The 24,919-nt window shown below is 47.2% G+C and carries 28 protein-coding genes; 8 read left to right on the top strand and 20 right to left on the bottom strand.

Annotation, left to right across the window (positions count from 1 at the left end):
• Positions 1 to 47 precede the first annotated feature (47 nt).
• The 4 genes from kynU to BUB81_RS17120 form a co-directional block, all read right to left on the bottom strand.
• Complete coding sequence (gene kynU / locus BUB81_RS17135) at positions 48 to 1,280, bottom strand: kynureninase (RefSeq protein ID WP_073324580.1); 1,233 nt, start codon at positions 1,278 to 1,280, stop codon at positions 48 to 50.
• Between the two features lie 4 nt (positions 1,281 to 1,284).
• Positions 1,285 to 2,097: an alpha/beta hydrolase family protein gene (locus BUB81_RS17130; RefSeq protein ID WP_084526682.1), complete on the bottom strand. Its 813-nt coding sequence runs from the start codon at positions 2,095 to 2,097 to the stop codon at positions 1,285 to 1,287.
• A 108-nt stretch (positions 2,098 to 2,205) separates the two neighbouring features.
• On the bottom strand, positions 2,206 to 3,039 hold the full coding sequence (locus BUB81_RS17125; protein ID WP_073324579.1) for a nitrate- and nitrite sensing domain-containing protein: 834 nt from the start codon (positions 3,037 to 3,039) through the stop codon (positions 2,206 to 2,208).
• 10 nt (positions 3,040 to 3,049) lie between these two features.
• Positions 3,050 to 4,198, bottom strand: a complete 1,149-nt coding sequence (locus BUB81_RS17120) for a methyl-accepting chemotaxis protein (RefSeq protein WP_073324578.1) — start codon at positions 4,196 to 4,198, stop codon at positions 3,050 to 3,052.
• A 289-nt stretch (positions 4,199 to 4,487) separates the two neighbouring features.
• Between BUB81_RS17120 and BUB81_RS17115 the strand changes: the two genes are divergently transcribed.
• From BUB81_RS17115 to BUB81_RS17085, 7 genes are all read left to right on the top strand, one after another.
• Entirely contained in the window at positions 4,488 to 5,342 is an 855-nt protein-coding gene (locus BUB81_RS17115) for an AraC family transcriptional regulator (protein WP_073324577.1), read from the top strand.
• A gap of 47 nt (positions 5,343 to 5,389) precedes the next feature.
• Positions 5,390 to 6,241, top strand: a complete 852-nt coding sequence (locus BUB81_RS17110) for a sulfurtransferase (protein WP_073324576.1) — start codon at positions 5,390 to 5,392, stop codon at positions 6,239 to 6,241.
• Complete coding sequence (gene cobB, locus BUB81_RS17105; RefSeq protein ID WP_073324575.1) at positions 6,231 to 6,953, top strand: Sir2 family NAD+-dependent deacetylase; 723 nt, start codon at positions 6,231 to 6,233, stop codon at positions 6,951 to 6,953. Before BUB81_RS17110 ends, cobB begins: the two co-directional genes overlap by 11 nt.
• A gap of 16 nt (positions 6,954 to 6,969) precedes the next feature.
• Positions 6,970 to 7,596: a LysE family translocator gene (locus tag BUB81_RS17100; RefSeq protein WP_073324574.1), complete on the top strand. Its 627-nt coding sequence runs from the start codon at positions 6,970 to 6,972 to the stop codon at positions 7,594 to 7,596.
• A 92-nt stretch (positions 7,597 to 7,688) separates the two neighbouring features.
• Positions 7,689 to 8,426 (top strand): YciC family protein, encoded by a 738-nt coding sequence (locus tag BUB81_RS17095; RefSeq protein ID WP_073324573.1) that lies wholly within the window; start codon positions 7,689 to 7,691, stop codon positions 8,424 to 8,426.
• Positions 8,419 to 9,210, top strand: coding sequence for a glucosaminidase domain-containing protein (locus tag BUB81_RS17090; RefSeq protein ID WP_073324572.1), 792 nt, complete (start codon positions 8,419 to 8,421; stop codon positions 9,208 to 9,210). The genes BUB81_RS17095 and BUB81_RS17090 overlap by 8 nt, the downstream gene beginning before the upstream one ends.
• Positions 9,207 to 9,845: a DUF2987 domain-containing protein gene (locus tag BUB81_RS17085; RefSeq protein ID WP_073324571.1), complete on the top strand. Its 639-nt coding sequence runs from the start codon at positions 9,207 to 9,209 to the stop codon at positions 9,843 to 9,845. The genes BUB81_RS17090 and BUB81_RS17085 overlap by 4 nt, the downstream gene beginning before the upstream one ends.
• Positions 9,846 to 9,877: 32 nt before the next feature.
• Here BUB81_RS17085 and rssA read toward each other — a convergent pair whose 3' ends face one another.
• The 12 genes from rssA to ccoN all read right to left on the bottom strand — a co-directional run bounded on the left by rssA (position 9,878) and on the right by ccoN (position 20,765).
• Complete coding sequence (rssA, locus tag BUB81_RS17080; RefSeq protein WP_084526680.1) at positions 9,878 to 10,891, bottom strand: patatin-like phospholipase RssA; 1,014 nt, start codon at positions 10,889 to 10,891, stop codon at positions 9,878 to 9,880.
• A 4-nt stretch (positions 10,892 to 10,895) separates the two neighbouring features.
• Positions 10,896 to 11,834 (bottom strand): tRNA 2-thiocytidine(32) synthetase TtcA, encoded by a 939-nt coding sequence (ttcA, locus tag BUB81_RS17075; RefSeq protein WP_073324570.1) that lies wholly within the window; start codon positions 11,832 to 11,834, stop codon positions 10,896 to 10,898.
• A gap of 108 nt (positions 11,835 to 11,942) precedes the next feature.
• A complete protein-coding gene (uspE, locus tag BUB81_RS17070; protein ID WP_073324569.1) occupies positions 11,943 to 12,863 on the bottom strand; it encodes a universal stress protein UspE in 921 nt (306 codons plus the stop codon).
• Between the two features lie 91 nt (positions 12,864 to 12,954).
• Positions 12,955 to 13,692, bottom strand: coding sequence for a fumarate/nitrate reduction transcriptional regulator Fnr (gene fnr / locus BUB81_RS17065; RefSeq protein WP_073324568.1), 738 nt, complete (start codon positions 13,690 to 13,692; stop codon positions 12,955 to 12,957).
• A 28-nt stretch (positions 13,693 to 13,720) separates the two neighbouring features.
• Positions 13,721 to 14,389: a sulfite exporter TauE/SafE family protein gene (locus BUB81_RS17060; RefSeq protein ID WP_073324567.1), complete on the bottom strand. Its 669-nt coding sequence runs from the start codon at positions 14,387 to 14,389 to the stop codon at positions 13,721 to 13,723.
• On the bottom strand, positions 14,382 to 14,606 hold the full coding sequence (ccoS, locus tag BUB81_RS17055) for a cbb3-type cytochrome oxidase assembly protein CcoS (protein ID WP_073324566.1): 225 nt from the start codon (positions 14,604 to 14,606) through the stop codon (positions 14,382 to 14,384). The genes BUB81_RS17060 and ccoS overlap by 8 nt, the downstream gene beginning before the upstream one ends.
• A 9-nt stretch (positions 14,607 to 14,615) precedes the next feature.
• On the bottom strand, positions 14,616 to 16,991 hold the full coding sequence (locus BUB81_RS17050) for a heavy metal translocating P-type ATPase (protein WP_073324565.1): 2,376 nt from the start codon (positions 16,989 to 16,991) through the stop codon (positions 14,616 to 14,618).
• Entirely contained in the window at positions 16,992 to 17,483 is a 492-nt protein-coding gene (locus BUB81_RS17045; protein WP_073324564.1) for a FixH family protein, read from the bottom strand. It lies immediately after the preceding gene.
• Positions 17,484 to 17,578: 95 nt separating this feature from the next.
• Positions 17,579 to 18,535, bottom strand: a complete 957-nt coding sequence (ccoP, locus tag BUB81_RS17040) for a cytochrome-c oxidase, cbb3-type subunit III (RefSeq protein WP_073324563.1) — start codon at positions 18,533 to 18,535, stop codon at positions 17,579 to 17,581.
• A gap of 5 nt (positions 18,536 to 18,540) precedes the next feature.
• A complete protein-coding gene (locus BUB81_RS17035; protein ID WP_073324562.1) occupies positions 18,541 to 18,711 on the bottom strand; it encodes a cbb3-type cytochrome oxidase subunit 3 in 171 nt (56 codons plus the stop codon).
• A 1-nt stretch (position 18,712) separates the two neighbouring features.
• Positions 18,713 to 19,318, bottom strand: a complete 606-nt coding sequence (ccoO, locus tag BUB81_RS17030; RefSeq protein WP_073324561.1) for a cytochrome-c oxidase, cbb3-type subunit II — start codon at positions 19,316 to 19,318, stop codon at positions 18,713 to 18,715.
• A 13-nt stretch (positions 19,319 to 19,331) separates the two neighbouring features.
• Positions 19,332 to 20,765, bottom strand: coding sequence for a cytochrome-c oxidase, cbb3-type subunit I (gene ccoN / locus BUB81_RS17025; protein WP_073324560.1), 1,434 nt, complete (start codon positions 20,763 to 20,765; stop codon positions 19,332 to 19,334).
• 229 nt (positions 20,766 to 20,994) lie between these two features.
• Between ccoN and BUB81_RS17020 the strand changes: the two genes are divergently transcribed.
• The gene (locus BUB81_RS17020) at positions 20,995 to 21,465 is read left to right on the top strand and encodes a hypothetical protein (protein ID WP_073324559.1); all 471 of its coding nucleotides are present in this window, start codon (positions 20,995 to 20,997) and stop codon (positions 21,463 to 21,465) included.
• Positions 21,466 to 21,535: 70 nt separating this feature from the next.
• Here the strand turns inward: BUB81_RS17020 and bfr (BUB81_RS17015) are convergent, their stop codons facing one another.
• The 4 genes from bfr (BUB81_RS17015) to BUB81_RS17000 form a co-directional block, all read right to left on the bottom strand.
• Entirely contained in the window at positions 21,536 to 22,003 is a 468-nt protein-coding gene (gene bfr, locus BUB81_RS17015) for a bacterioferritin (RefSeq protein WP_073324558.1), read from the bottom strand.
• A complete protein-coding gene (bfr, locus tag BUB81_RS17010) occupies positions 22,003 to 22,479 on the bottom strand; it encodes a bacterioferritin (RefSeq protein WP_073324557.1) in 477 nt (158 codons plus the stop codon). Before bfr (BUB81_RS17010) ends, bfr (BUB81_RS17015) begins: the two co-directional genes overlap by 1 nt.
• 118 nt (positions 22,480 to 22,597) lie before the next feature.
• Positions 22,598 to 24,181, bottom strand: coding sequence for a cation:proton antiporter family protein (locus BUB81_RS17005; RefSeq protein WP_073324556.1), 1,584 nt, complete (start codon positions 24,179 to 24,181; stop codon positions 22,598 to 22,600).
• A gap of 184 nt (positions 24,182 to 24,365) precedes the next feature.
• A complete protein-coding gene (locus BUB81_RS17000; protein ID WP_073324555.1) occupies positions 24,366 to 24,857 on the bottom strand; it encodes a hypothetical protein in 492 nt (163 codons plus the stop codon).
• Between the last annotated feature and the right edge of the window lie 62 nt (positions 24,858 to 24,919).

Below are 24,919 nucleotides of genomic sequence, written 5' to 3'. Positions count from 1 at the left end.
GCAAGGGAGCCAAACGCTAAATTGAGTTTTATGCAGTGTTTCTTCAATCAGGTAACTGTCTGCTTTTTCTGATATTCAGGCTGTAAATACGTCTTTTCTTGCATGATTTTTTGCAACGCTTCACATGCCGTCCAAATGTCTTGAAAGCTGATATAAAGCGGCGCAAAGCCTACGCGTAAAATGTTCGGGGCCCGGAAGTCTGCAATTACGCCCTCAGCAATCCACGCCTGACAAATGGCGTAGGCGTGGTCGTGTTTGAATGCAAGCTGACTGCCGCGCTGATTTGGGTTTAGCGGGCTTGCCAGCGGCAGCGTGTCTGTGAGTTGCAAGTGCTGCATGCAATTGAGCATGAATTCACCTAACTCTATAGATTTTTGCCTTACCTGGTGAATGTCAACGTCTGACCACATTTCCAGGGACGCTTCCAGTACTGACATAGAAATAACAGAAGGCGTGCCGGTCAGGCTTTGTGACACGCTTTGGTGTGGCGTGTAGCTGCTGCTAAAGGTAAATGGTGTGGCATGACCCATCCAGCCAGTTATAGGCTGAATAAATGCATTTTCATGGCGTTCTGCGACATACATAAAGGCTGGCGCTCCCGGGCCACCGTTCAGGTACTTGTATGTACAGCCCACGGCAAAATCAACCTGACAGTTGTCCAGTTCTAGAGGAAGCACCCCCGCTGAGTGCGCGAGATCCCACACAGTCAGAATGCCATGTTGGTGGGCCATTTCTGTTAGCTTAGCCATGTTGAGTACGTTGCCGGTGCGAAAATTCACCTGAGTAAGCAGTAGAATAGCGACGTCGTCATTCAGCGCGGCTTCTATTTCTGTTTCATCTACGGTGATTAACTGACAGCGTTCTTCGCCAAGCAGCTGTTGAATGCCTTGTACTATGTACACGTCGGTTGGAAAATTGTCTGTAGTTGTGATTATTTTGGTTCGGCCATGTTGAAGTGCCAGTGCGCCACACAACAGTTTAAACAGGTTTACCGATATGGAATCACAGCAAATAACCTGATCGGCTTTGGCTCCCAACAACGGTGCTAAATGTTCTCCGCAGCGTTGCGGAAGGGTGATCCAACTGTGCTTATTCCAACTGGTAATAAGGTCGTTACCCCATTGTTGCTCAACCACTTCGGTAGCTCTGGCTTTAGCCGCTACAGGCAACGGCCCAAGTGAATTGCCATCCAGGTAAATGCAGTTTTCAGGAAGTGCAAATAATGCACGTTTATCTGCCATAGAGTCTTGCTGGTCCCGTCGACGGGCTTCTTCAAACATAGTGTTATCCGTTTTTTAATAGATCTAATAATGTGTAGTAGGCAAGGGAATCTGTGTGTAAAAAATCAAAATGGCCAGCACCAGGAATCAACATTGTCGTTGCGCCTGACAGTGAGCTTTGTTCAGTAGCGACTATGTTGTCGTCTGTGCCTTGCAACAACACTACGGGGGATCGCACGTTTTCGATCGACGGTGTTGCGCTTTTGTATGCTTCAGGCATTTCTTCCGGCGTACCATTGAAAAATTGTGGTGTGGCCGTTTCGCAACTGTTCGTTCCCTTTGCGTAAATAGCCGGCTGGGTAATAGCGGCTAAGCCAATGACCTTGGCAAAGGCTGAAGGCATTGCCTGGCCTGTTAGCAGCGCAAGGTGCCCTCCCGCGGAATGACCTGCGAGGCTAACTGGCACAGATGGTTGCTGTGTTTGGGTTAGCGCTAAGACTTTATTCGTACCTGCTAGCACGTCATTAAAACTGCCGGGCCAACCGCCGCCGTCATCTCCGGTTCGACGATATTCCAGTGCGTACACGTTCACACCCGCTTTAGCAAGTGCGGTGAATAAAGCTTGTCCGTGCGTATAATCAAAGGCATTGAGCCAGCAGCCACCGTGTATGAATACTAACGAATGTTGCGGCTTGCCTCGCGCCTTCCAAACGTAAATACGCTGCAGAGGGTCGCTACCATACTCAATGGCCTCGTCAAATTCCGAGAAAGGTAGGGCGATAACGTCTCTGTAAGGTACGTTGGTAATACCCGATGGAGTAGGGACGTCAGACGTTGTAACGGGTGATGTACTGCATGCGGTCAGGAAGCTGGCCATTAGCAGTGCAGGGATACTGTGTTTAATAACGTTGTCCTTTTTATTGTTTTTAAAAATACAAAAGGCACCTCAGTGCCCTTTGTTGTTTTGATATTCAGGTAAAGCAAACTATCGATAACTATGTTTTATAGCATTAATTTCATTGTCTAACACGGTATTGCACTGATCCATCGTTTTACTCGCCAGGTCAAAGTACTGTTTACTTTCCAGTTGTACTTTATTGACGTTGATTAGTTGCTCGCGAATGGTCTGAGTAAGCGAACTACATGCTTGTTTAGCTTGCTCAATTTGCGTCAGCGTTGAGCCAGCCTGCAACAAACTCAGGCGGTCAAAAGACTGACTACTCAGCGTGTTTATCTTTTCGTAGAGGTAGCCGAGTTTAACCTTGTCTATCTGAGTCGATTCACCTTTGGTTGCTACGGCCACACCAATAGCACGTGCTTGACCTATAAACTCGATCACCTTCGGAAACTCATGCCATAAAAAATGAATTTGCGGGTTCTTTTGTTGCTCTCCACCAAATTCAATGTTTTCAGCTACGTCTTCCAGTAAATAGAGTAACGTTTCAATGAGATGTGTGTGCTGTTGAAAACTGCCGGGAACAGTTAAGGTTTCAGCATTGTCTTTTAAGCGGCTCCAGTGGTCCTGATAGCTGTCCCAACGGGCTTCCTGTTGTAACAGTACGTTGTCCGTCAAAGGAGCGGTAATAGCGTTAATGTCTTGTTTTAACGCCAGCAGTTCATTACGTACTTCACTATTCCCCTGAAGATAGGTTGCAGTAAGTCCGCGGTGTTTCTGGGTATAGCTAATAACCTTCTTTAAACTGCTTATCAGTTCCAGTGCGCTATAAAGACGCTGCTTTTGTTTACGTTGGCTGTAAAACCATTGAAAGGCAATTAAACCAAGGAGTAGTAATACCAATCCTAAAATGAACATTTCCATGTTAGACCTCCTATCTGACCGAAAGCGTGCGTAGATATTCTGCTACCGCAGAAGTTTCTTTGGCAATTTGCGCATTTGCCGCGGCACCCTCTACGACGCGTTCAATACTTCTCGAAATTTCTTCCGTTGCTTTGCTTTGTTGCTCGGTAATGGCAGAAATTTCCATGACCTGATTGCGTGAATGAACGGACTGTTGTTCGATGTGAGCCAGTATATCTGCCGCGTCTTTCGCCTTCTTCAAACAGTCATGGGTGCGCTGTGTGACCCTTTGCATATTTTCCGCAACCAGTTTGCGTTGTGTATCCAGTTCCGAAATACTCTGGTTGATGGTGTCGGCTGATTGCCTGCTTTCAGAAGCGAGGTTGCGAACCTCGTCAGCAACAACGGCAAAACCCCGTCCCATATCACCGGCACGTGCCGCTTCAATTGAGGCATTTAATGCTAAAAGGTTAGTTTGTTCTGCGATGTTCTGAATGGTTGCAGTAAGGGTTAATACGGTTTCAATTGACTCACCCAGGATGGTGATGGCGGTGTGTGTTTCGTCAACGTCTTTACCGACGTATTCTACATTAGTGACAAGATCGCCCATATAACTGTGGCCTTGCTGAGCCAGAGTCGAGGCCTGCAAAGCGGCTTCATTGACCTGATTGAATTTCTCAACAATCTCGTTTAACGAGGCGGTCAGCTCATTGACAGCTGCTGCAGTTGATTCTGTTGCAACAGATTGTGATGTTGCGTTGTCAGCAACCTGTACAGCCGATTCGATCATTTGCTCCGACGAAAACTTCATTTCAGAGAAATGTTCTGCAAATTTGTCGCGTTGCCTTGCAACTTCTTTGAGAATGTCAAATACGGACTTTACGTGTTTGGTGAGGATTGTCGGTTTAACAACGAGGTTCTGATAACCTTGTTCGTCATTTTTGACATCTTCAAGTAATGTGTCGATGGTATTAAGTTCGTCTACCAAGAGTAGAAGCAGAGACAGTACCAGCCAGGTCATGAGTACTGTGCAAGGAAGGGTTAAAACTAAAGTTTCTCCAGGGTTGAGTAAAATAAAACCATATCCAGCCAGATTAAACAGTGCGGTGAGTATGGCAGCGTGGCGTAACCCGAAAGCATTGATTAATACAATACCCGGGAATCTAAACAGCGAGAGCATAAATTGTGTCCTTAACTTATTGCTTCCTCGAAAGCATTAGGTACAGCAAAGTTTGCGCCATATTAAAAAAGCTAAATGCGATTGATTCTTAAACGGTTTAGCAGGGTACTCATCATCGCAATAGTAAGTTGCGCACCGCATTGGTGCGAGCGTGCATGCTGATCGCACAAAGCCCAGTTGCTTATAGGGGAGTTTTGGTCGGATACCGGTGGCAAGTTTGGGGTAGTGTTAACTTGCGCAAACGCAATGTGATTAGTCTTTAACTCTATCCTTAAATCTAAAAATATATATGAATATTAAAAATCTTATCGCTTTTATAGAAGAAAATGTTGAGTCACCGATAAATATCGAAAGTTTATCGAAACATGCGCAATGCAGCGAATCTTACTTTCATCGTGAGATAAACAAACTCACGGGTCTAACGCCGGGCAAACTGGTTGAAATACTTCGAATACATCGAGCGTGCTATTTGCTGCACTATCGCAAGGCATTGCGTTGCACAGATATCGCTATTTTGTGTGGTTACAACACCGCTGATGGTTTAAGGCGCGCTTTTAAACGTCAGACAGGTTGTACACCAAACACCTTCAGAGCACAGCAAGTCAAAATAGAACAGTTACCCCATACCGCGACGTTGCAGTCGCTATTAAAACTGACAACAGAAAACGCTACGCAAGGGACGAATGTGCAAATTATTCAACAACCAGCCATCCCAGTGTATGGCATCAAACATGAAAATAGCCCGGCACAAATACCCGCTACCGTTGGGCAGTTTATTGAATGGCGTAAATCACACAGGCTATCGCCCCGGGTTAGTCGTACATTTAATGCATTTTGGTCAGATCCCAATAACGCTGACACCCACTTTCGGGTCGACATTATGTGTGAGGCAACGAGAGCAGTTTCACTGCCGCAAGACGAACGGTTCTTCTCAGGTGAAATTCCGCCCGGCCGGTACGCCATTATTGAGGTTGAAGGAGGGGACCCTATGATTCAATCTGCCACCAGTGAACTGCTCTACCGTTACATTCCTCAACATAATGAAGAGATGGCTGAATTTCCTGTGCTGGTTGAACGTATTCGATTTTATCCGGATGTCCCATTAAATCAGGCGTTAAACCGCGTGATGGTATTACTCAAATAGGACAAAGTGGTACACTGCCAGTATTCAGTTAAAACGAAGGATGCACTGTGCAGCGGTTTATTTCAGTCGAAGAGTTGTCGCCGGCCTCATTGGCAGATTGGCAGGTCATTTTGGTATCAATGAGTAACCCGGTTTCGGGTGAAGCGGATACGGCAAAAGATGGTTACTTACCTGATAGCGTTAAAATTGACCTCGATGCAGAGGGCAGTGATCACAGTTGTGAATTACCTCATCGCAGACTGACTCCAGAGTCGCTTTCTGCGTTACTGGGCAGTTTAGGGATCACTCAATCCACACCGGTATTACTCTACGACAACTACGGTCTGTTCTGTGCTCCTCGACTGTGGTGGATGCTGAAGAGCATAGGCCATCAACGTGTTGCGGTACTTAATGGTGGACTTCCTGCCTGGAAAGCCAAAGGGTTACCGCTAGTCACTGACTTAAAAACTGATGCCGAGATAACCCCTGTTACTTACACTCCGTCTGAATCACATCTCGTTGATTTTTGCGACGCCGAAGGTGTGCTCAGTGTATTGGACAAGCCCGGTACTACCGTTGTAGATGCCCGCAGTCGCCCACGTTTCAATGGTGAAGTGGCTGAGCCCAGACCGGGTTTGCGCAGTGGCCATATGCCCGGCGCGAAAAACGTGCCTTTCACTGAATTGTTGACCGAGCAAAAAACACTGTATTCATCTGCTGCGCTAACAACGTATTTTAAACGCAATGACATCGATATAACCCAGCCTGTAATTTGTTCCTGTGGTTCAGGTGTAACGGCCTGTGTGGTAGGTATGGCTGCGCTTGAAGCGGGGGCCTCACAAGTTACGGTTTATGATGGTTCCTGGGCAGAATGGGGGGCTGAACCGCGATTCCCTGTGGAGACAAACAATGACGAATAGCGCACTTCCACGCGTGGTGGTATTAACCGGCGCCGGTATTTCGGCCGAATCTGGCCTGAAAACCTTTCGGGACAACAATGGATTATGGGAAAACCACCGGGTAGAGGATGTGGCTACCCCTGAAGCTTTCGCGAGGAATCCCGCACTGGTTTACCGGTTTTATAACGAGCGGCGAGCACAGTTACAGCAAGCCGAGGTCAAACCCAACGCGGCGCATAAGGCTTTGGCGGACCTTGAGCAACAGTTGGGCGACCAGTTCTTACTGGTGACACAAAATGTCGATAATTTGCATGAGCGTGCTGGCAGTGAGCGTGTTTTACATATGCATGGCGAATTGCTCTCGGCGCGTTGTTGTGCGTCTGGTCAGTCTCATGTCTGGCACGATGCGTTTGATCACACGACAGGGTGCCGGTGCTGTATTCCTGCTGAAACACTGCGGCCTGATATTGTGTGGTTTGGTGAAATGCCCTTGTATATGGACGACATAGTACAAGCCCTTGCACAAGCGGATGTGTTTATAGCCGTTGGTACGTCAGGTCAGGTGTATCCGGCCGCTAATTTCGTGGCAATTGCGGCGGAAAGCGGGGCACGAACCATAGAAATCAATCTGGAACCCGGACAACAAAATCACTTGTTCGATGAGCGTATTACTGGCTTGGCAGGTGAGACACTGCCAGCTTTTGTATCAGACTTCATCCAGCAATATTCATAACAGGCAAAAAGAGCACATGGAATATTTAAGCGAATTTATTACTATCGCGTTGGTTCATTTGGTCGCAGTGGCAAGTCCGGGGCCCGACTTTGCGATTATCGTTCGGTACAGTGTTAATCACGGTCGGCGCATCGCCATGTACGCCAGTGTCGGCGTAGGGTTAGGCATTTTGCTGCATGTTGCCTACTCTTTGGTGGGGTTAAGTGTCGTTATTAAAACCACACCCTGGTTGTACAACACGATTTGTTACTTATCGGCAGCCTATTTGCTGTACCTTGCCGTCGGCGCGCTTCGGAGTAAGCCGGGCAATTCATCCGCCAATATCAGTACCGATTCAAAGGTCACGTCTGTTACCCCTAAAAAAGCACTGATAAACGGTTTCCTAACCAACGGCCTGAACCCCAAAGCTACGTTGTTTTTCCTGTCGTTGTTCACTGCATTTATAAATGTCGACACGCCCACCGCGGTGAAAGCGTTTTATGGCATTTACCTGGCCGTCGCGACCGGGTTGTGGTTTTGCATGCTGTCCTATTTGTTAAGTACGTCTGGCGTTGTAAACCTGATTGGTGATAAAGGTTACTGGCTGGACAGGTTCATGGGCGTGGTGCTGGTTGGGTTAGCGGTACGGCTTGTCACGCTGTGATTACAGGCGGTGGTTGAAGCTGGTTGGGTAAGGTGTGAGGCGGTGGTATACTGCGCGCAAATTGAAGTTGAGTAAGAGTTTTGTCAGAACATATGCAACCTGAACAAGGAAAAAGTAACCTGGAACGCGCCCTTGCGGGTGAGTATAAATTCAACTTTAAGGCACTTTTCAACCGCAGCCAGTCACTGTACAAAGCGAATCTGATGACCTTACTCAAATCGACGGGCCTACTTATGTTAATTGGGGTAGGCAGTACACTGGTACTTATGTCAGTGTTAAAGGTCGATCCCAGTTCGGTTGAAAGTATGCAAAGCAGTCCGGCAGGCATGCTGGATATCATTATGCTGATCATAATGTCGCCGTTGTTAGCGGGTTTTCGTATGCTGGGCGTAAAGCTTACCGCCGATAAACCTGCAGATGCGACTGAGTTAGGTAAGTACTTCTCTCTAACGCTGGCCCTGGTTACCCTCAATTTGCTTACCAGCTTGCTTATTCAACTGGGCTTCATGTTGCTGATATTGCCTGGCGTTTATGTCTATCTGGTAACGCAGTTTGCAGTTGTTTTGTTAGCTGAGCGACGAGCGGGTGTGATCCAGTCAATTATTCTGTCAGCTAAAGTTGTGAATCAGTATTTAATGCCGTTTTTATTACTGTTGCTATTGTTTGTATTGTTATTCACCCTGGTATTTCTGACCATGGGATTAGCGATTCTTTGGGTTGGTCCGCTGTACACGCTGGTATTAGGGCAGTTGTACAACGACCTGTTTACGGTGCAGTCTGAAGAAGCGCCTGCAACATCGCCTACACAGGACTCGGTGTTAGATGCATAAGAGAGAAACCAGCAAGATTGTACTTATTGCGATAGCCGTCATGGCTGTCATAGTCGCGCTTGCCTGGAAAACCGGTACCAGTGAACCGGACATTCTCGATTATCCTGAAACAGAAGAAGCCAGCAATCCGGTGCCGGATTTTTCGGCAATCACCGATACCAAAGAAAAGAAACGGGCGTTCTTCAATTACCTTCGCCCAGAAGTTGAGAAGCAAAACGAATACATCTTGAGCTTAAGACACTACCTGCAAACTATTCAGCGTAAGCTCAACGCTGGTCACGGGCTAACTGAAGAAGACGACGAACGGTTAAGCTGGCTGATAGAAGAATACCGTGTAGACGACAACAAACGCACCGAAGAACAGATTAAAGCGCTGTTAAACCGGGTTGATATTCTGCCGGTAGAGTTGGTATTAATGCAGGCCGCGAATGAATCTGCATGGGGAACCTCGCGTTTTGCCCGTGAGGGCTATAATTTTTACGGTCTTTGGTGCTACAAAAAAGGCTGTGGATTTGTGCCAAGTCGCCGTACCAGTGGCGCAAAGCATGAAGTGGCAAAATTTGATAACGTATCCCGTGCCACTTACAACTACATGCGTAACATAAATCGGCACCCGGCTTACAAAGAACTACGGCATATTCGTGCTTCACTCAGACGTGCTCAGTTACCGGTAACGGGCTTAGCACTGGCGGAGGGTCTGATGAGTTATTCAGAGCGCGGAGCGGCTTATGTGAACGAATTACAGCATATGATTCGATTTAATCAGGAGTATCTCAGCGAATGACGCGATACCTAAGTTTTCTAATTTTAAGTGCGGTGTTGACTGCGCCGGTTCAGGCTGAACAGATTGAAGTAGAGTATAAGCGTTTCTACAGCCATATTAATAAGATCGGTGACGAAGATACCGCCGCGTTACAGTTTGCATTTGGATTTATCCGCGTAGGTCAGGATAGACTCTGTAACATCAACAGTGCGCAAATTGTGACGCAAAAGCAAACCATCGATTTAGATGTCAGCGAAGAACAGCGTTTTCTTGTGCCTAAAGAGCGGGCGTTAAAACTGGCCGATGCCAATATTCTGATAGATTTGGAAGAGGCGGCTAATGTATGCGATATGTCGGTACAGATTGAAACCAAAGCCGAGTTCATTAAAACCGATTATACAGTAGAAGAACTCGCTTATATTACGCGTCAGTATGAGGCGTTTTTTAACGAGATGGGCGGCTTTTTGTCTTTTATGATGCCGTCGGTAAACGGGTTGATTTTTCGCTTTGCTGATACCACTCTGGATGCCGCTATTCCCGGTACCAATGGCATTAATAACGGCATGCTAATGCTAGACAAAGACTGGCTTGATGAAGGCAATGCGTTAAGCTTACCGGAAGTGCCGCTGCGAATTACGGCATTGGCGAAAGGCTAAGAAATAAAACAAAGAGGGCGGTTAAACCGCCCTTATTCTTTGTTCTCAGACTCAGTGTCTGAATCGGCCTCTGGCAAAGAATCAAGTTCTGCACTCGTTACAGGAGCGTCTGACTCAGGTGATTCAATCGCGTCTGCGGGGATCACCTCGTCCAGTACCAATTGGTAACGGATCTGCTCTGCTAGCCGCTGAATAACCTGTTCACCCGTTTCACATAGTTCTGTTGCACGGTGAAAATCCATTAAACCCACATCAGTCAATGGCGGCTCGATCAGAATATCTGGTGGCTCGCCTGCCAAGCGTGAGCGAGTGACTCGGGCCTGCAGGATCTCAAGCGAACTGCTCATCACACCTAAAATGCCGGGAGATTGTTTGTTGTTGTCTTCTTTGGTTTCGGGTGAAAACCACTGACGGACCACATCCTGGCTTTTCTTAAAGAAGTGCTCGTTCTTTTCCTGATTCTGTTTGTGTTTTTGTGTTTGCCGGGCAATCTGCAATGGCCGGAAATCGGCGTTCAGGTTAACGGCAATAACAAAATCCGCGCCTAGTTGTCGACACAGGTTAACCGGTACCGGGTTGACAACCGCGCCATCCACCAACCAACGGTCGTTATGGCTAATAGGCGAGAACAGGGCCGGAATTGCGCAAGATGCCTGAATAGACTGGCCAACTTCCCCCTGATTAAATACGACTTCTCGGCCTGAATACAGGTCGGTAGCAACGCAGGCGAATGGCTTTTGCATTTCTTCAAAGGTCGGCGCGCAGAATTCCCCGGCGAGCTTGTCAAATACCTTTTGGCCACTGGCAAGACCGCCGCGACGAATACCAATCCCCATCAGGCTGAGTGTCTGCCACTCGGTGAGTGAGCAGGCCCACTCTTTCAGGCCTTCTAAGTGTCCGCTGGCATAAGCAGCGCCTACATAAGCGCCAATGGAACAACCGGCAACGACGTCAATGCGTACACCCAGTTTTTCCAATGCCTGGATCACACCAATATGCGCCCAGCCTCTTGCTGCGCCTGAGCCAAGAGCAATACCAATCTTCATTAATTTATTCCGTTAAGTTAACAATTTGAATCGCGTTATCGTCGCTGTCTTCGGCTATTGCCGGTTGAGAGAACTCTGGCTTGTCGAACGCAATATCGCCATCTTCAGAGGCAACACCGGTGGCTTTGATAGATTTAAAGTCATGTAGCTTGCTGTCTACCAAATGCGATGGTGTTACATTCTGCATCGCACGGAACATAGACTCTATGCGCCCGGGGTAGCGACGATGCCAGTCCTGCAACATCATTTTTATATTCTGACGCTGCAGGTTTTCCTGTGAACCACATAAATTACAGGGAATGATTGGGAATTCGACAGCCTGGGCGTACTTTTCAATGTCTTTTTCATTGCAGTAAGCCAAAGGACGGATGACAACATGTTTACCGTCGTCACTCACCAGCTTGGGCGGCATGGATTTTAATTTGCCGCCATGAAACATGTTCAGAAACAAGGTTTCCAGCATATCGTCGCGGTGGTGACCGAGGGCAATTTTAGTGGCGCCGAGTTCTGTTGCAGTACGGTAAAGTATACCGCGGCGCAATCGTGAACAGAGCGAACAGGTGGTTTTACCTTCCGGAATTTTGTCTTTTACTATCGAATAGGTGTCTTCTTCTACAATGCGGTAATCAACGCCTAGCGCTTTTAAGTAGTCGGGAAGCACATGCTCAGGGAAGCCTGGCTGCTTTTGGTCGAGGTTTACCGCCACAATGTCGAACGTAATTGGCGCAATACGCTGAAGATACATGAGAATGTCTAACAGGGTATAACTGTCTTTGCCGCCAGACAGGCACACCATGACCTTATCGCCATGTTCAATCATGCCAAAGTCATCGATAGCTTTGCCAACGTTGCGACGCAACCGTTTCTGAAGCTTGTTGAAATTGTATTTTTGTTTGGACTGAGACGGTGCAACCGTGCCCAAAGAATTGACCTGTAAACTCATTAATCTAGCGACCTGTAACTGCTCAGTCGCTATTGTATCACCATCATAATGTGCATAGAAGAATCGCTATGCAGACAGTGGTCAGGATATGTTAAAAGCCAGTAAGGGTCATACTCTTACTGGCGATTCAAAACCGTCAGGTTTAATGGCCAAGACGTCGCAGTTAAGCTCATCAATGACGTGTTCCGCTGTGTTGCCAATTAATGCAGCTGAAATACCCACTCGGCCTACTGTGCCAATAATAACCAGCTCTGCGTCAATGTTTTTGGCGACAAACGGGATGACTTTTTCTGGCAGCCCTTCTTTCACATGACAATTGTCCAGCGGGATGCCAAACCGTGTGCTGTGCCTCTCCATTTCCTCAAGGTGATGATTCTTCACCGACGCATTGTAACTTTCCGGATCAAACTCAGGCACTTCAATGGCGATATTAAGTGGTGTACCGGGATAGCTATTCGCCAAATGCACATGACCACTCAGTAATTTTGCGTAATCCTGGGCAATTTCAGTAATTTTGTCGTTGAGTTGTGCGTGCTCGCGATCCTCTGTACCCACATTCACCGCTGCAATAATATTACCATCTGCCGGCCAGTCGTGGTCTTTCACTAATAACACCGGAGTGGGGCATTTGCGTACTAAATGCCAGTCAGTGGGGGTGAAAATGACTGAGCGAAGATCGTCGTGGGAACGCGTGGCTTTTACTACAATGTCGGCCTTTTCATTAATAGCATGACGAATGATGGCTTCATACGGCCGATTATCCCATTCCACAACAGCATGAATTTTGCCTGAGTAGTCAGCAAGCTGTTGCGTAAGCCATTCAGTGCGCTCCTTCACAACCGCGGCGCGCATTGCTTCACGCTCTTCTCCCGACAACATGGTTGTCATTTCATAGGAAAAATCGTAGATAGTCATGAATGCGGTAATACTGGCGCCGGTTTTGCCTGCCAGCTCGACGGCTCTCGAAAGGGCAGGCTGTGTTTCGCGCTCGGATTCGACTACGGCAAGTATATGTGTGTAATTGATCATGACAGCCTCCAGACAAAGTGCTCATTATGAGTGTATGCCCAGAGTGCCATCTTCACCAGTTTTTGATGTTGCGGTGGATCAACGGATGGGATTAATCCACTGTGGTAGTAGGAATGTCCATGCTGTGGAGCTTAGCGTCCATCGATTCGAAATCGAGAATCGTAATGAGTTTGCCTTCTACCTGGATAATGCCTTCTTTTTGGAAGCGCGTAAGCAAACGAGAAATAGTTTCTACTGTTAAACCAAGGTAGTTACCAATTTCATTTCGGGTCATGCTCAGGTTGAATTGACGTGGCGAGAAACCGCGCTCTTCAAAACGTTTGGACAGATGCGCCAGGAAATAGATTAAACGCTCTTCGGCAGTGCGTTTATTTAACAACATCATCAGGTCGTGATCGTGCTTAATTTCAGCACTCATAAAACTCATGATCTGGTGGCGCAATTTAGGGAATTGCACGGCCATTTTATCGAGCGTTTCATAAGGCAGTTCGCATACCATGGCCGTTTCAAGCGCCTGCGCATAACTTTGGTGCGTATTGCCGCGAAGGGCATCGAACCCAATGATATCGCCGGGGAAATGAAAACCAATGATTTGTTCTTCGCCGTCTTTGCTGCTCACAAATGATTTGAACGAGCCCGCGCGTACAGCGTAGAGTGAAGTGAAGGTATCACCGGCTTTTACAAGCTTGTCGTGCTTGTGAAGCGGCTTTTTGCGCTCGATAATGTCATCCAGCGAGTCCAGTTCTGTCTTGTTCAGAGAAACAGGCAAACACAAGTGGCTAAAACTGCAGCTCTGACAATGAATAGAGAATTCTGAACCTTTTGACATAATGCAACGTCTCCGTGTAAGCGTAGGCCTAACTAATACTATTTACAGTGCGATAAATCAAGAAAATCGCATATATAATTAACGTAACCGCAATGAATGTTCGGGTACGTGGTGTTCGCAACAAAGCGAGTATGCCATTGGCGCTAAAACTCACTGCAAACAAGGCGGGCAGGGTACCAAGGCCAAACGCCATCATCAACAGCGCGCCCTGCAATGCGGTGCCTGCAGACAACGACCAGGTTAACGTTGAATAGACTAAGCCACAGGGTAACCACCCCCAAATTATGCCATACGGTAATGCCGATAACGGACTTTTAAAGGGTAAAAAGCGTTTGGACAATGGCTGCAAGCGTTGCCATAAACCGCGCCCGAGTGTTTCGACTTTCGCCAGCCCCCGCCACCATTGCGCCAGGTAAAATGCCATCGCAATCAGCATACAGGCACTAAACAACTGAAACCCGATTAACAGGGACTTTACTGAGCTTTGCGCAATGCTGCCAAGTGCCCCGGTTACTGCACCGGCAAGGGTATAACTGAGTATTCTGCCCGCGTTGTAACTGAAAACAAACGGCGTCGGGGACTTACCTTTTGGTATAGCGGCTGTCAGCGCGCCGGCAAAGCCGCCGCACATGCCAAAGCAATGCACTGAGCCGGCTATCCCTACCATAAAGGCAGACAGTAACGAAAACTCAGTCATGTGTGCTTGTTTTTGTTTGCTGTTCTGCTGGCGGAGCGGATTTGGCGTCTTGCTGCTTAGTTTGTTTGTCGTCAGCCAGATCGTCATCGAACAAGATGCTGTAACCCTGACGCTCCAGGTCGTCAAACTGATTTGAGCGAACCGCCCAGAAAAAGATACCGATAGCCAACGCTACTAATAGAATAGCCAAGGGAATGAGGACGTAGATAATGCTCACAATATGCTCTTATTTCAACAGCCGGGTAGAATTGGTAACCACTATGATACTACTAAGTGACATCCCAATCACGGCCATCCAGGGTAATAACAGGCCGGACACGGCAAAAGGCAGAATTAGCAGGTTATAACCGACTGCCCATAGAATATTTTGGCGAATCTTTGTGCGCGTTTGTTGAGCCAGTTTCAACAAAGGCGGCACAGTACTGAGTGATTCACTCAGCAGCACCACATCCGCGGCATTTCTGGCAACGTCGGTGGCATTGCCAACCGCCAGGGAAACATCTGCACTGGCGAGTACCGGCGCATCATTAATGCCGTCGCCAAGCATCAGCACCTTGTGGCCTTTGGCCTGTAGCGCTTGCACGTGCTGATATTTCTGTTCAGGCGTGAGGCCACCTAGGGCCTGTTGAATAGGCAGGGTTTGCGCGATGGCATCAACATTGTGTTGGTTGTCGCCACTTAACAGCACTATTTGTTTGTCTGCTAATGCCTCTAGCGTTGCTGCGGTATCGGGTTTCAGGCTGTCGCTGACTAAAAACGCGGCAACGCAGTGGTCGCCATTGGTTAAAAATACGTTTGCATTAGGGGCTATGCTATTGGGGGACACGCCAGTAAAACTGGCCGAGCCCATACACCATTGTTGACCCGACACCACACCACTTATCCCACCGCCTGCGGTGACTTCAAATTCGCTGACATTCAGCAGGTTGTCGTGGGTAAACGCTTTGCTGATAGGGTGTTCAGAACGAGACTCCAGACTGGCCGCAACCTGAAGCACCTGTTCTTCGGTGTACCCGTTCGCAACATGGACTTGCTGTAAACTGAACTGGCCGGCTGTCAATGTGCCGGTTTTGTCCAGCGCAATGGTGTCTATGGTAGTCAGTTGTTCCAGTGCATCAGCGCGCTTGAGCAAAACACCTTGTTTATTTAATCGCGCCATTGCGCAGGTCAGGGCAGAAGGCGTAGCTAACCCTAGTGCGCAAGGGCAGGTAGCAACAAGCACAGCAATAGCAATCCAAAACGCATCTTCGTTACCTTGCCAATACCAGAACGCGAACGTGGCTGCTGAGATAACCAGCACCGCTGAAACGAAATAACTGGAAAAGGTATCGGCCATTTGCGCCACTTTTGGCTTATTGGCCATCGCGCTCGATTGCAGGCGAATAATCTGATTAACCAGCGCGTGTTTTAGCGGCTGTTTAACTTTTATGGTGAGGGTAGATTGTTGATTCACGGTACCACCGTACACAACGTGACCAGCCTGTTTGGTGACGGGCTCAAATTCGCCGGTTAACATCGACTCGTCAATGGCACTGACCCCTTCTAGTATCTCACCGTCTACAGGTATGGTTTCACCGGACTTCACAATAACGGTGTCGTCTGTTTGCAGGTGTTTAGCCAAACAGTCTGATAACTGTCCATTTGGCTCCAGTCGATGGGCGGTGACCGGAATGTATTGCATCATATTGGCCGATATCTGGGTAGCCTGATGACGTGAACGGTGCTCCAGGTAGCGGCTAAGCAACAGTAGAAAAATAAACATGCAAATCGACTCAAAGTACACTTCACCCGTTTGTAACAACGTGGCTTTGAGTCCGGCAATATAGGTACCGAATATAGCGATGGTGACGGGCACATCCATATTAACGGTGCGGGCACTGATAGCCTTAATGGCACCAAGATAAAAGGTACTGCCGGAATACAGCACGACGGGCGTCGTCAATACCAGGGCTACCCAGTAAAAGTACTGGCGGGTTTCTGCCTCAATACTGCCAAACAGGTCAAAGTACAGACCGGTCATTAGCATCATGACCTGCATGGTCATCAGACCGGCCAGGCCGACTTTTTTCAGAAACTGTTTTTGCTCTGTCAGGTAGGACGCTTCGTGCTGATCAGGCTGAAAGGGCAGTGCTTTATAACCGATGCGCTTGAGTGCTTTCAAAATGCCGCTTAGCGCGATATTGTCGGGCTCCCATGTAACCATGGCTCGGCGCTCGGCCACATTTACGGCTACCTGACTAATGCCTTGCACCCTGGAGAGTTGTTTTTCTATCAGCCAGCCACAGGCAGCACAGGTTATGCCTTCTACGGTTAGCTGGATCTGGTTGTGTTTACCTTCCTGATAGACAAAGTCTTCCTGCAAGGCAGGATCATCGTAAACAGCGAGTTTATCCAGAGTTTCAAGGATTTCACTTTCGCCTTTTGCTGCGGGCTCAGTGCGGAACTGGTAATAGTTTTCAAGACCATTGTCCACAATGGCTTCTGCCACCGATTGGCATCCAAGGCAGCACAGAACACGAGGCTGCCCCAGCACCGTTGCCTTATAAGGGCTGTCTTTTTCTGCTGGTAGGCCGCAGTGGTAGCAGGGCGTGTTATTACTCATTTACGGAACGAATCGGATTTTATCGGCGCGAGGCAGACCGATTTCCTGTTGTACTTTCCAGCTATCATCAAGCGGGCTTAAGGTAACACGCCATTTGCCACTTAAATCTTGTTCTACAAACCCGCGGTAGATGCCATTGGCGTCCCGGGTAAGCAGCAGTGATACGTCGCGCTCGGCCAGCGTAACATGGTAAAAACTCAGTTTAAGGGCGTTGCCTTCTTCGGGAATACCGCTGTGGAACTCCAGCGCAATCTGACCGTCATTCACAGACAAGTCAGTCATGATGCGCAGCTTGCGCGCGTTTTCGACTTTCTGGTGGTTGACGTTGTAGGCTTTGCCTTCTTTGTAGTAGTCATCGACAACCAGTGAGTCCTGCGTATTGGTAGCAAATTTGACGATGAAATACGCCATAATAAAAGACGAAGTAGGGATGGCAATCAAGAACCAGGGCCAAAACTGCTTGTACCAGGGTTTTACGTCTGATGTTTCCATGAAACTGAATACCTAAGAACGTGAAATTTCGTTTGATTAATAGTGTCGCATAAAAAAAGCCTCGTAAAAACGAGGCTTTATTATTTAACGCTCGATTAGTGAGACAAGCTGTATACGTAGCTTGCTACTACGTGGATTTTGTCTTCACCCAGCGTTTTCTTGAATGAAGGCATTACACCATTACGGCCGTGCGTCAGCGTTTCGGTAAGCGCGCGCTCAGAACCACCGTACAGCCAGATATTGTCGGTAAGGTTTGGTGCGCCAAGCAGTTGATTACCTTTACCGTCCATACCGTGACACGCTGCACAAGCCATGAAGCGTTGTTTACCTGCTGATGCCAGTGCGTCGTGATTTTCTTTCATTTCACGGCCGCTCAGGCTCAGTACGTAAGCTACCGTTTCCTGAATACCTTGTTCACCCATGGCATCAATCCAGGCTGGCATTGCCGCCTGACGACCATTGATCAACGTTTCTTTGATCTTCGCGCCAGTGCCGCCATACAGCCAGTCGTCGTCGGTCAGGTTAGGGAAGCCGGTGTTACCACGTGCATCCGAACCGTGACACTGCGAACAGTTCTGCATGAATAAACGTTGACCTACTTTTACCGCTTCTTCGTTTTTCGCCAGTTCTTCAACCGGGATTTGAGAATAAGCTTCAAAGATTGGGTCGAACTTTTCTGCCGCGTAATCCAGTTCACGATCGTATTGAACGATTAAACCTTCTTCTTTGGCGTCAGCACGTGCCTGCATTGACTCTTCGATAGACTGAACGTTCTGATTAGAACTTCTCCAGCCCAGGAAGCCTTCAAATGCGCCCAGACCAGGGTATAGAGCAAGGTAGAAAAAGCTCCATACAATGGTGATGTAAAACAAGATAGTCCACCAGCGAGGAAGTGGGTTATTGATTTCCACAATCCCATCGAACTCGTGGCCCATCGATTCGCCTTCTGGATGACCTGTGTAGTTGGTTAGGTTCCAACGTAACAGCAGGTAAGTACCAATAATGGAGCCCAGTGTTATCACAGAGATCCAGATTGTCCAAAACATGCTCATGAGTGTTAACTCCCGCTATTCTTCTTTGATTCTTCTTGGTCTTCGTCAGCAAATACCAGGTTAGCGGCTTCGTCGAACTTCTTCTTATTACGACTACTGAATGCCCACCAGACAATGCCTATAAAAATGACAAAGACGATGACAGTAAAAATGCTGCCTACAGTACCCTGGTCCATATTATTTCAAATATGTGCCAAGAGACTGAAGGTAAGCAATAATGGCTTCCATTTCGGTTTTGCCATTTACTGCCGCCTGCGCACCATTGATGTCTTCATCCGTGTATGGCACGCCTAAATCACGAAGTACTTCCATCTTCTTAGCGGTGTGATCACCTGTCAGCGTGTTTTCCATTAACCAAGGGAAACCAGGCATGTTTGATTCAGGTACAACATCGCGAGGGTTGATTAAGTGCACGCGGTGCCATTCATCGCTGTAACGACCACCAACACGTGCCAAATCAGGCCCGGTACGCTTAGAACCCCATAAGAAAGGGTGTTCCCACACTGACTCACCCGCCACGCTGTAGTGACCATAACGTTCGGTCTCAGCACGGAAAGGGCGAATCATTTGGCTGTGACAACCTACGCAGCCTTCGCGGATATAAATATCACGGCCTTCCAGTTGCAGCGCAGTGTAAGGCTTAAGGCCTTCAACCGGCTCCATGGTTTGCTGTTGGAACATCAGCGGTGTAATTTGCACCAATGCACCAAAGCTAATTGCAACCAGAATCAGGATGGTCAACAGACCAACGTTCTTTTCTACTATTTCATGTGGATTACGCATCTGTATCGACTCCTTATGCTGCCTGGCCAGCTGGCTCAGCAGCCAGACTACCTTTCGGTGCACGTACAGTTTTGTAAGTGTTGTAAGCCATGATTAACATACCTGCAACTACAAAACAGCCACCCACGAAACGAACCACATAGAACGGCTTAGAAGCTTCCAGCGATTCTACAAAGCTGTAGGTCAACGTACCGTCAGCGTTTACTGCACGCCACATCAGACCTTGCAGTACACCAGACATCCACATTGCTACGATATACAGAACTACACCGATGGTTGCGAACCAGAAGTGGACGTTAACCAGCTTAGTGCTGTACATGGATTTTTGGCCGAACAGGTGAGGGATCAGATGGTAAACAGAACCAATTGAAACCATTGCAACCCAACCAAGCGCACCAGAGTGAACGTGACCTACGGTCCAGTCAGTGTAGTGAGACAGGGCGTTTACTGTTTTGATTGCCATCATCGGGCCCTCGAAGGTAGACATACCGTAGAAAGACAGAGAAACAATCAGGAAACGCAGAACAGGGTCAGTACGCAGTTTGTGCCATGCGCCAGACAGGGTCATGATACCGTTGATCATACCACCCCAGGATGGCACGAACAGGATCACAGACATCACCATACCCAGTGACTGAGTCCAGTCAGGCAGTGCAGTGTAGTGCAAGTGGTGAGGGCCAGCCCAGATGTACAGTGAAATCAACGCCCAGAAGTGAACGATTGACAGACGGTATGAATAAACAGGGCGACCTGCTTGCTTAGGTACGAAGTAATACATCATACCCAGGAAGCCCGCAGTCAGGAAGAAACCTACCGCGTTGTGGCCGTACCACCATTGCATCATGGCATCTACTGCACCGGCGTAAATTGAATAAGACTTAAAGAATGAAACAGGCAAAGCCATACTATTACCAATATGCAACACCGCAACTGTTAGCATAAAGGCACCCAGGAACCAGTTCGCAACATAGATGTGCGATACGCGGCGGATAACCATCGTTCCGAAGAAGTTGATAATGTAAGCAACCCACACCAGCGCAATCAGAATATCGATTGGCCATTCTAACTCTGCGTATTCCTTACTGGTGGTGATACCAAACGGCAGAGTTGCGACAGCCGCAACGATAACCGCTTGCCAGCCCCAGAAGGTAAATGCAGCAAGTTTGTCACTGAACAGACGAACCTGACAGGTACGCTGAACAATGTAGTAAGAGGTTGCAAACAATGCACAACCACCGAATGCGAAGATTACGGCATTTGTGTGCAGAGGACGGAGACGGGAATAGGTTAACCATGGAATATCGAAGTTTAGCGCGGGGGCAAATAATTGCGCAGCAATAAATACCCCAAGGCTCATTCCCACAATACCCCATATGATGGTCATAATGGTAAATTGCCGAACAACTTTATAGTTGTAATCCGGCTTTGCTTGGCTTATTTCACTCATTGTAATGAATCTTCCACTTCTTTATAAAAAGGGTTTCCAACTGCAATAATTTGAATTTTCAGGTGAGGTTGCGGCCTACACACTGAGCCTGGAGTTTATGACTTATTATCTGCCAGGCCAGTTGGTACCGCGGATAATAAAGTTTTTAATAATAAAAAGATACCATAAACTAGGGCTGCTTGATCTCTGTCAATAAAGAAAAACCACGCTTAACATTAACGTTAAATAAATGAACAAAATATTAACATTTAGTCGACATCCTAAAGTATTGCAAGTACTTGTTTTGCTGTTTGTTGTCGGACTTTTAACCAGTTTGTCATTAGGCATTATTCCTATTAATAATAGCTACAATAAGGCAGATAAAAATTCCTTGTGTATTTTGTCTGAAGGGAAATGTGAATTATCGCTTACAGAAGGGACAATGACGGTGTCGATTGCCGGACAGTTGCTAACGGAAGAGCAACTCGATATTGCGGTAACTTTACCAGATAACCTGACTATTACATCAGCTCGCATTGAAGGTATAAACATGTACATGGGGGTTATCCCTGTTGTGTTAAAACAACAAGGAAATAACGAGTGGGCAGGGTGGTTTATGCTGGGCAGCTGCAGCGAGCCACAGATGCAGTGGCAATTACTCATCCAGTTAAATGGCTATGCCGCCCCCGTGTCTGTGCGCTTCACAACCACGCAGAAGTAAAAATAGGGTTTGTAAAAACAAAAAAAGCGCCAGTGATGACTGGCGCTTTTGGGATTAGTGAGTGTGTGATTTACATCTGTGACTGTAAGTAATTCTGCAAACCCAGCACTTTAATCAACTTGAGCTGCTGTTCTAACCAGTGAGCATGGTCTACTTCGGTATCGTCGAGTAAAACAACCAGCATGTCGCGAGACACATAATCCTGGGCCTCTTCGCAGATAGCGATAACTTCCTTCAGTTTGTCACCCACGTGGTATTCAACGCGTAAATCGCTTTCCAGCATTTCAGGTACGTCTTTACCCACTTTAAAACCGGTCCGTTGCGTCATGTCTGGCGTAAAGCCCAGCATTAACATACGGTCGATAAGCTTAGTGGCGTGACCTTTCTCATCGTCAAATTCATGATTAATGCGCTCATATAACTTGTTAAATCCCCAATCGAGGTACATTTGCGCGTGAATAAAATACTGGTCCATGGCTGCAAGCTCGTAGGCGAGCAGTTCATTAAGACCGTTTAGGACTTTTTGATTACCCTGCATTAGTCGTCTCCCATTACTTGTGCTTGCAGATAGTTTTCAACACCCATGTTATCGATTTGATAAGACTGCGTTTCCAGCCAGTCCAGGTGCTCTTCTTCATATTCCAGGATTGATTCCAGCAGATCACGACTCACGTAATCCTGCTTTTCTTCGCATAGCGCAATCGCTTTGCGTAGCAGCGGCAGTTGCTCTTCCTGGAATTTTTCGTCGCACTGCAGCATTTCTACTGTGTGCTCTCCGATATACAGTTTGCCCAGTGCCTGCAGATTGGGTAGGCCTTCCAAAAACAAAATACGCTCGATAAGATCATCGGCTTGCTTCATGTCTTTGATGGACTTTTTGTAGTTCTTTTCATTGAGCTCTTTCAGACCCCAATTTTTGAACATACGGGCGTGTAGGAAGTATTGATTGATCGACGTCAATTCGCTTGTCAGTACTTCGTTTAATATGGCTACTACGGATTTATCGCCTTGCATAATGAGTTCCTCACCGTGGAATGCTGATTAGTGTAGAACTCATTGTACGACAAATCAAGTTTTTCCTTTAAAAACAACAATATACTAATGAGAATGGTTATTAGTCTGGCCTTTGTTACTATTCGGTACGTACAGCCTCATAATTCACCAGCGACAAACTTTCTTCAGCAAAACCTAAGCCAGCCTCGGTAAAAAAGTTAAACACCTTGTCTACACCGTTGTTTAATAAAGCATCAACTTCATCTTCGTAGCGTGCAATAGCAGCTATTTTGCCCTGGTAACCTGCGTTCTTAAGCTGTTTACTGATGTTCATGGCATCTTCAATAGACGGTAATGCCAGCAACACCAATTCGACGTGTCTGATGTCCAGATTTTCCCAAAGGTCGACATCCTCACCGTCACCCGTGATCACATTTAACCCTTCATCACGCATTTTCTGAACTTTTACGCGGTCGGCATCCATTCCCCACACGTGGTTGTCCATTAGCTTGTTTAACGATGAGAAAGCACCAATGCCAACACGGCCTAAACCGACAACCAGAATTTTGGCATCTGCAATAACCGGGTAGATGTCTTCTTTCAAACGCTTGTCGTTTTCCATGCGCTTTACCGGCTCTTTAATACGCTGATAGATACTGTGGGAATATCGGTAAACGATACTGGTTAGTACAAAGGAGAGGGACGTAGAGATCGCCAGGACCACAAGCCAGTTCTCATTTAGCATGCCGAGACTGACTGCCAGCGCGCCTACGATTAGGCCAAACTCGCTATAGTTGGACAGTACGAGTCCTCCCAAGTACGCAGTTCGACCGCGCAAAGACAGACGTGTAAATAGCCAGAAGAACAACGCCATTTTTACAGGAAGGAGCAATGTGATGACTAAAGCCATTCCTAACATTGCCATGTCAGGCAGCGCCGTTAGTCCGATAGACAGGAAAAAACCAATTAAAAATAAATCCTTAAAGGCCATCAAAGATTTGGCCATTTCGGTGGCTTTTGCATGCTTGGCGAATAACAAACCAAAAATGAGCGCGCCTAGATCGCCTTTAATATTCACCAACTCAAACAAGTGGTAACCGCCCAGCGCGAAAATAAAGCCCGTTAATGGTAAAAGTTCACCGTGACCAGACTGGTTCAAAACCCGGTTTAATAATGGCAGCGCCGGTATAATGAGCAATAGTAGCGGCGCATAGATACTCGGAATCTTCCCGGTGGCGATAACCAGAAACACAACCGCGAAGATATCCTGCATAACCAGCACACCAATCGCCAGTTTACCGTGCCGGGTTTTTGATTCGCCGGCTTCTTCAAGGACTTTGACAACACACACAGTACTGCTAAAAGACAGGGCAAACGCAATAAGTGCTGCGCTTTGCCAATCCAAAGAACCAAAGCTCGCCGCGGCAAGACTGCCGACAAATATTAAAACAGCACCAACAACGACAACCCATAATAAGGTGTGCGCAATACTGCCAAACCAGACTTCGCGCTTCGATAAATCTTTAATGTTCAGTTTCAGGCCAATGGTAAATAGCATTATGGTAATGCCGAGGTTGGCAAGTGTCGTAATCTCTGGTGTGGTTGAATATCCGAAAGCGTGCAGCAAAAAACCAGCGGCCAGGTAGCCAACCAGGGGAGGAATGCCAATTAGTTTTACGCCAAGACCGCAAACAAAGGCAAACAGTAAAAAGATATACTCCATCGTAACTTAATTTATTAGCCTGATTTGCCCATCAAAATATCATGACACGCTGACCGGTGGCAAAAATACATTGCTTTACAACGAACTAATATCTGAAAAAGGGCGTGAAGGGTGTTGAGGCGACGGCGTATAGCCAGCAAATTGTAGCCCTATCAATGAACTGATAGGGCATCGGAACCACTCGCTAGAAAGTAACAGCTTGTTTGTTGTCGTTTTGCTTTTCTTCAGCAATGAGCATGTTCAATTCTTGCAACAATTCATACTCGCGTACTTTAATTGTACCCAATTCAAACGTTATTTCTTTTTTGCGTTCAGTCGGACTGTAGCCTGGCATCTGACGTCGTGATTCAATGCTGGCAATATTGGTTACTTTACCAAAGCCAACATTCCCTTCGTCTGAAGACAGTTGTATACCCGAGCCGTACTCAATTGAAGACTTTTCAAAGTTCATCATCCGCTCTGATTGCTGGGGGGATGAATGACTATTTTGCATAGACTGGTTTTTGTGTGCTTCTATTTCTTCTGCACGATCCATAGCACGTAATTTACGTGCAAAGATTTCCAATCCGACCCTGTTTACCGATACGCCCATTTCAAGGCACTGTTTATAGGTAACATCATTGTTCTTATAGTTATTCGCTCTTACCAAGCTCTTAACTGTTTCTAATTTTTCCATTTTAGCGCACTTTTTTATACCGGATTCAAACAGCGATCTGGTTGGTTTATATGGATATTATT

The sequence above is a fragment of the Marisediminitalea aggregata genome, assembly GCF_900129565.1.
In the GTDB taxonomy this organism is placed as follows: Bacteria; Pseudomonadota; Gammaproteobacteria; order Enterobacterales; family Alteromonadaceae; genus Alteromonas; species Alteromonas aggregata.
The sequence above is the reverse complement of the archived record's forward strand: the minus strand, read 5'-3'. Positions and strand labels throughout refer to the sequence as shown.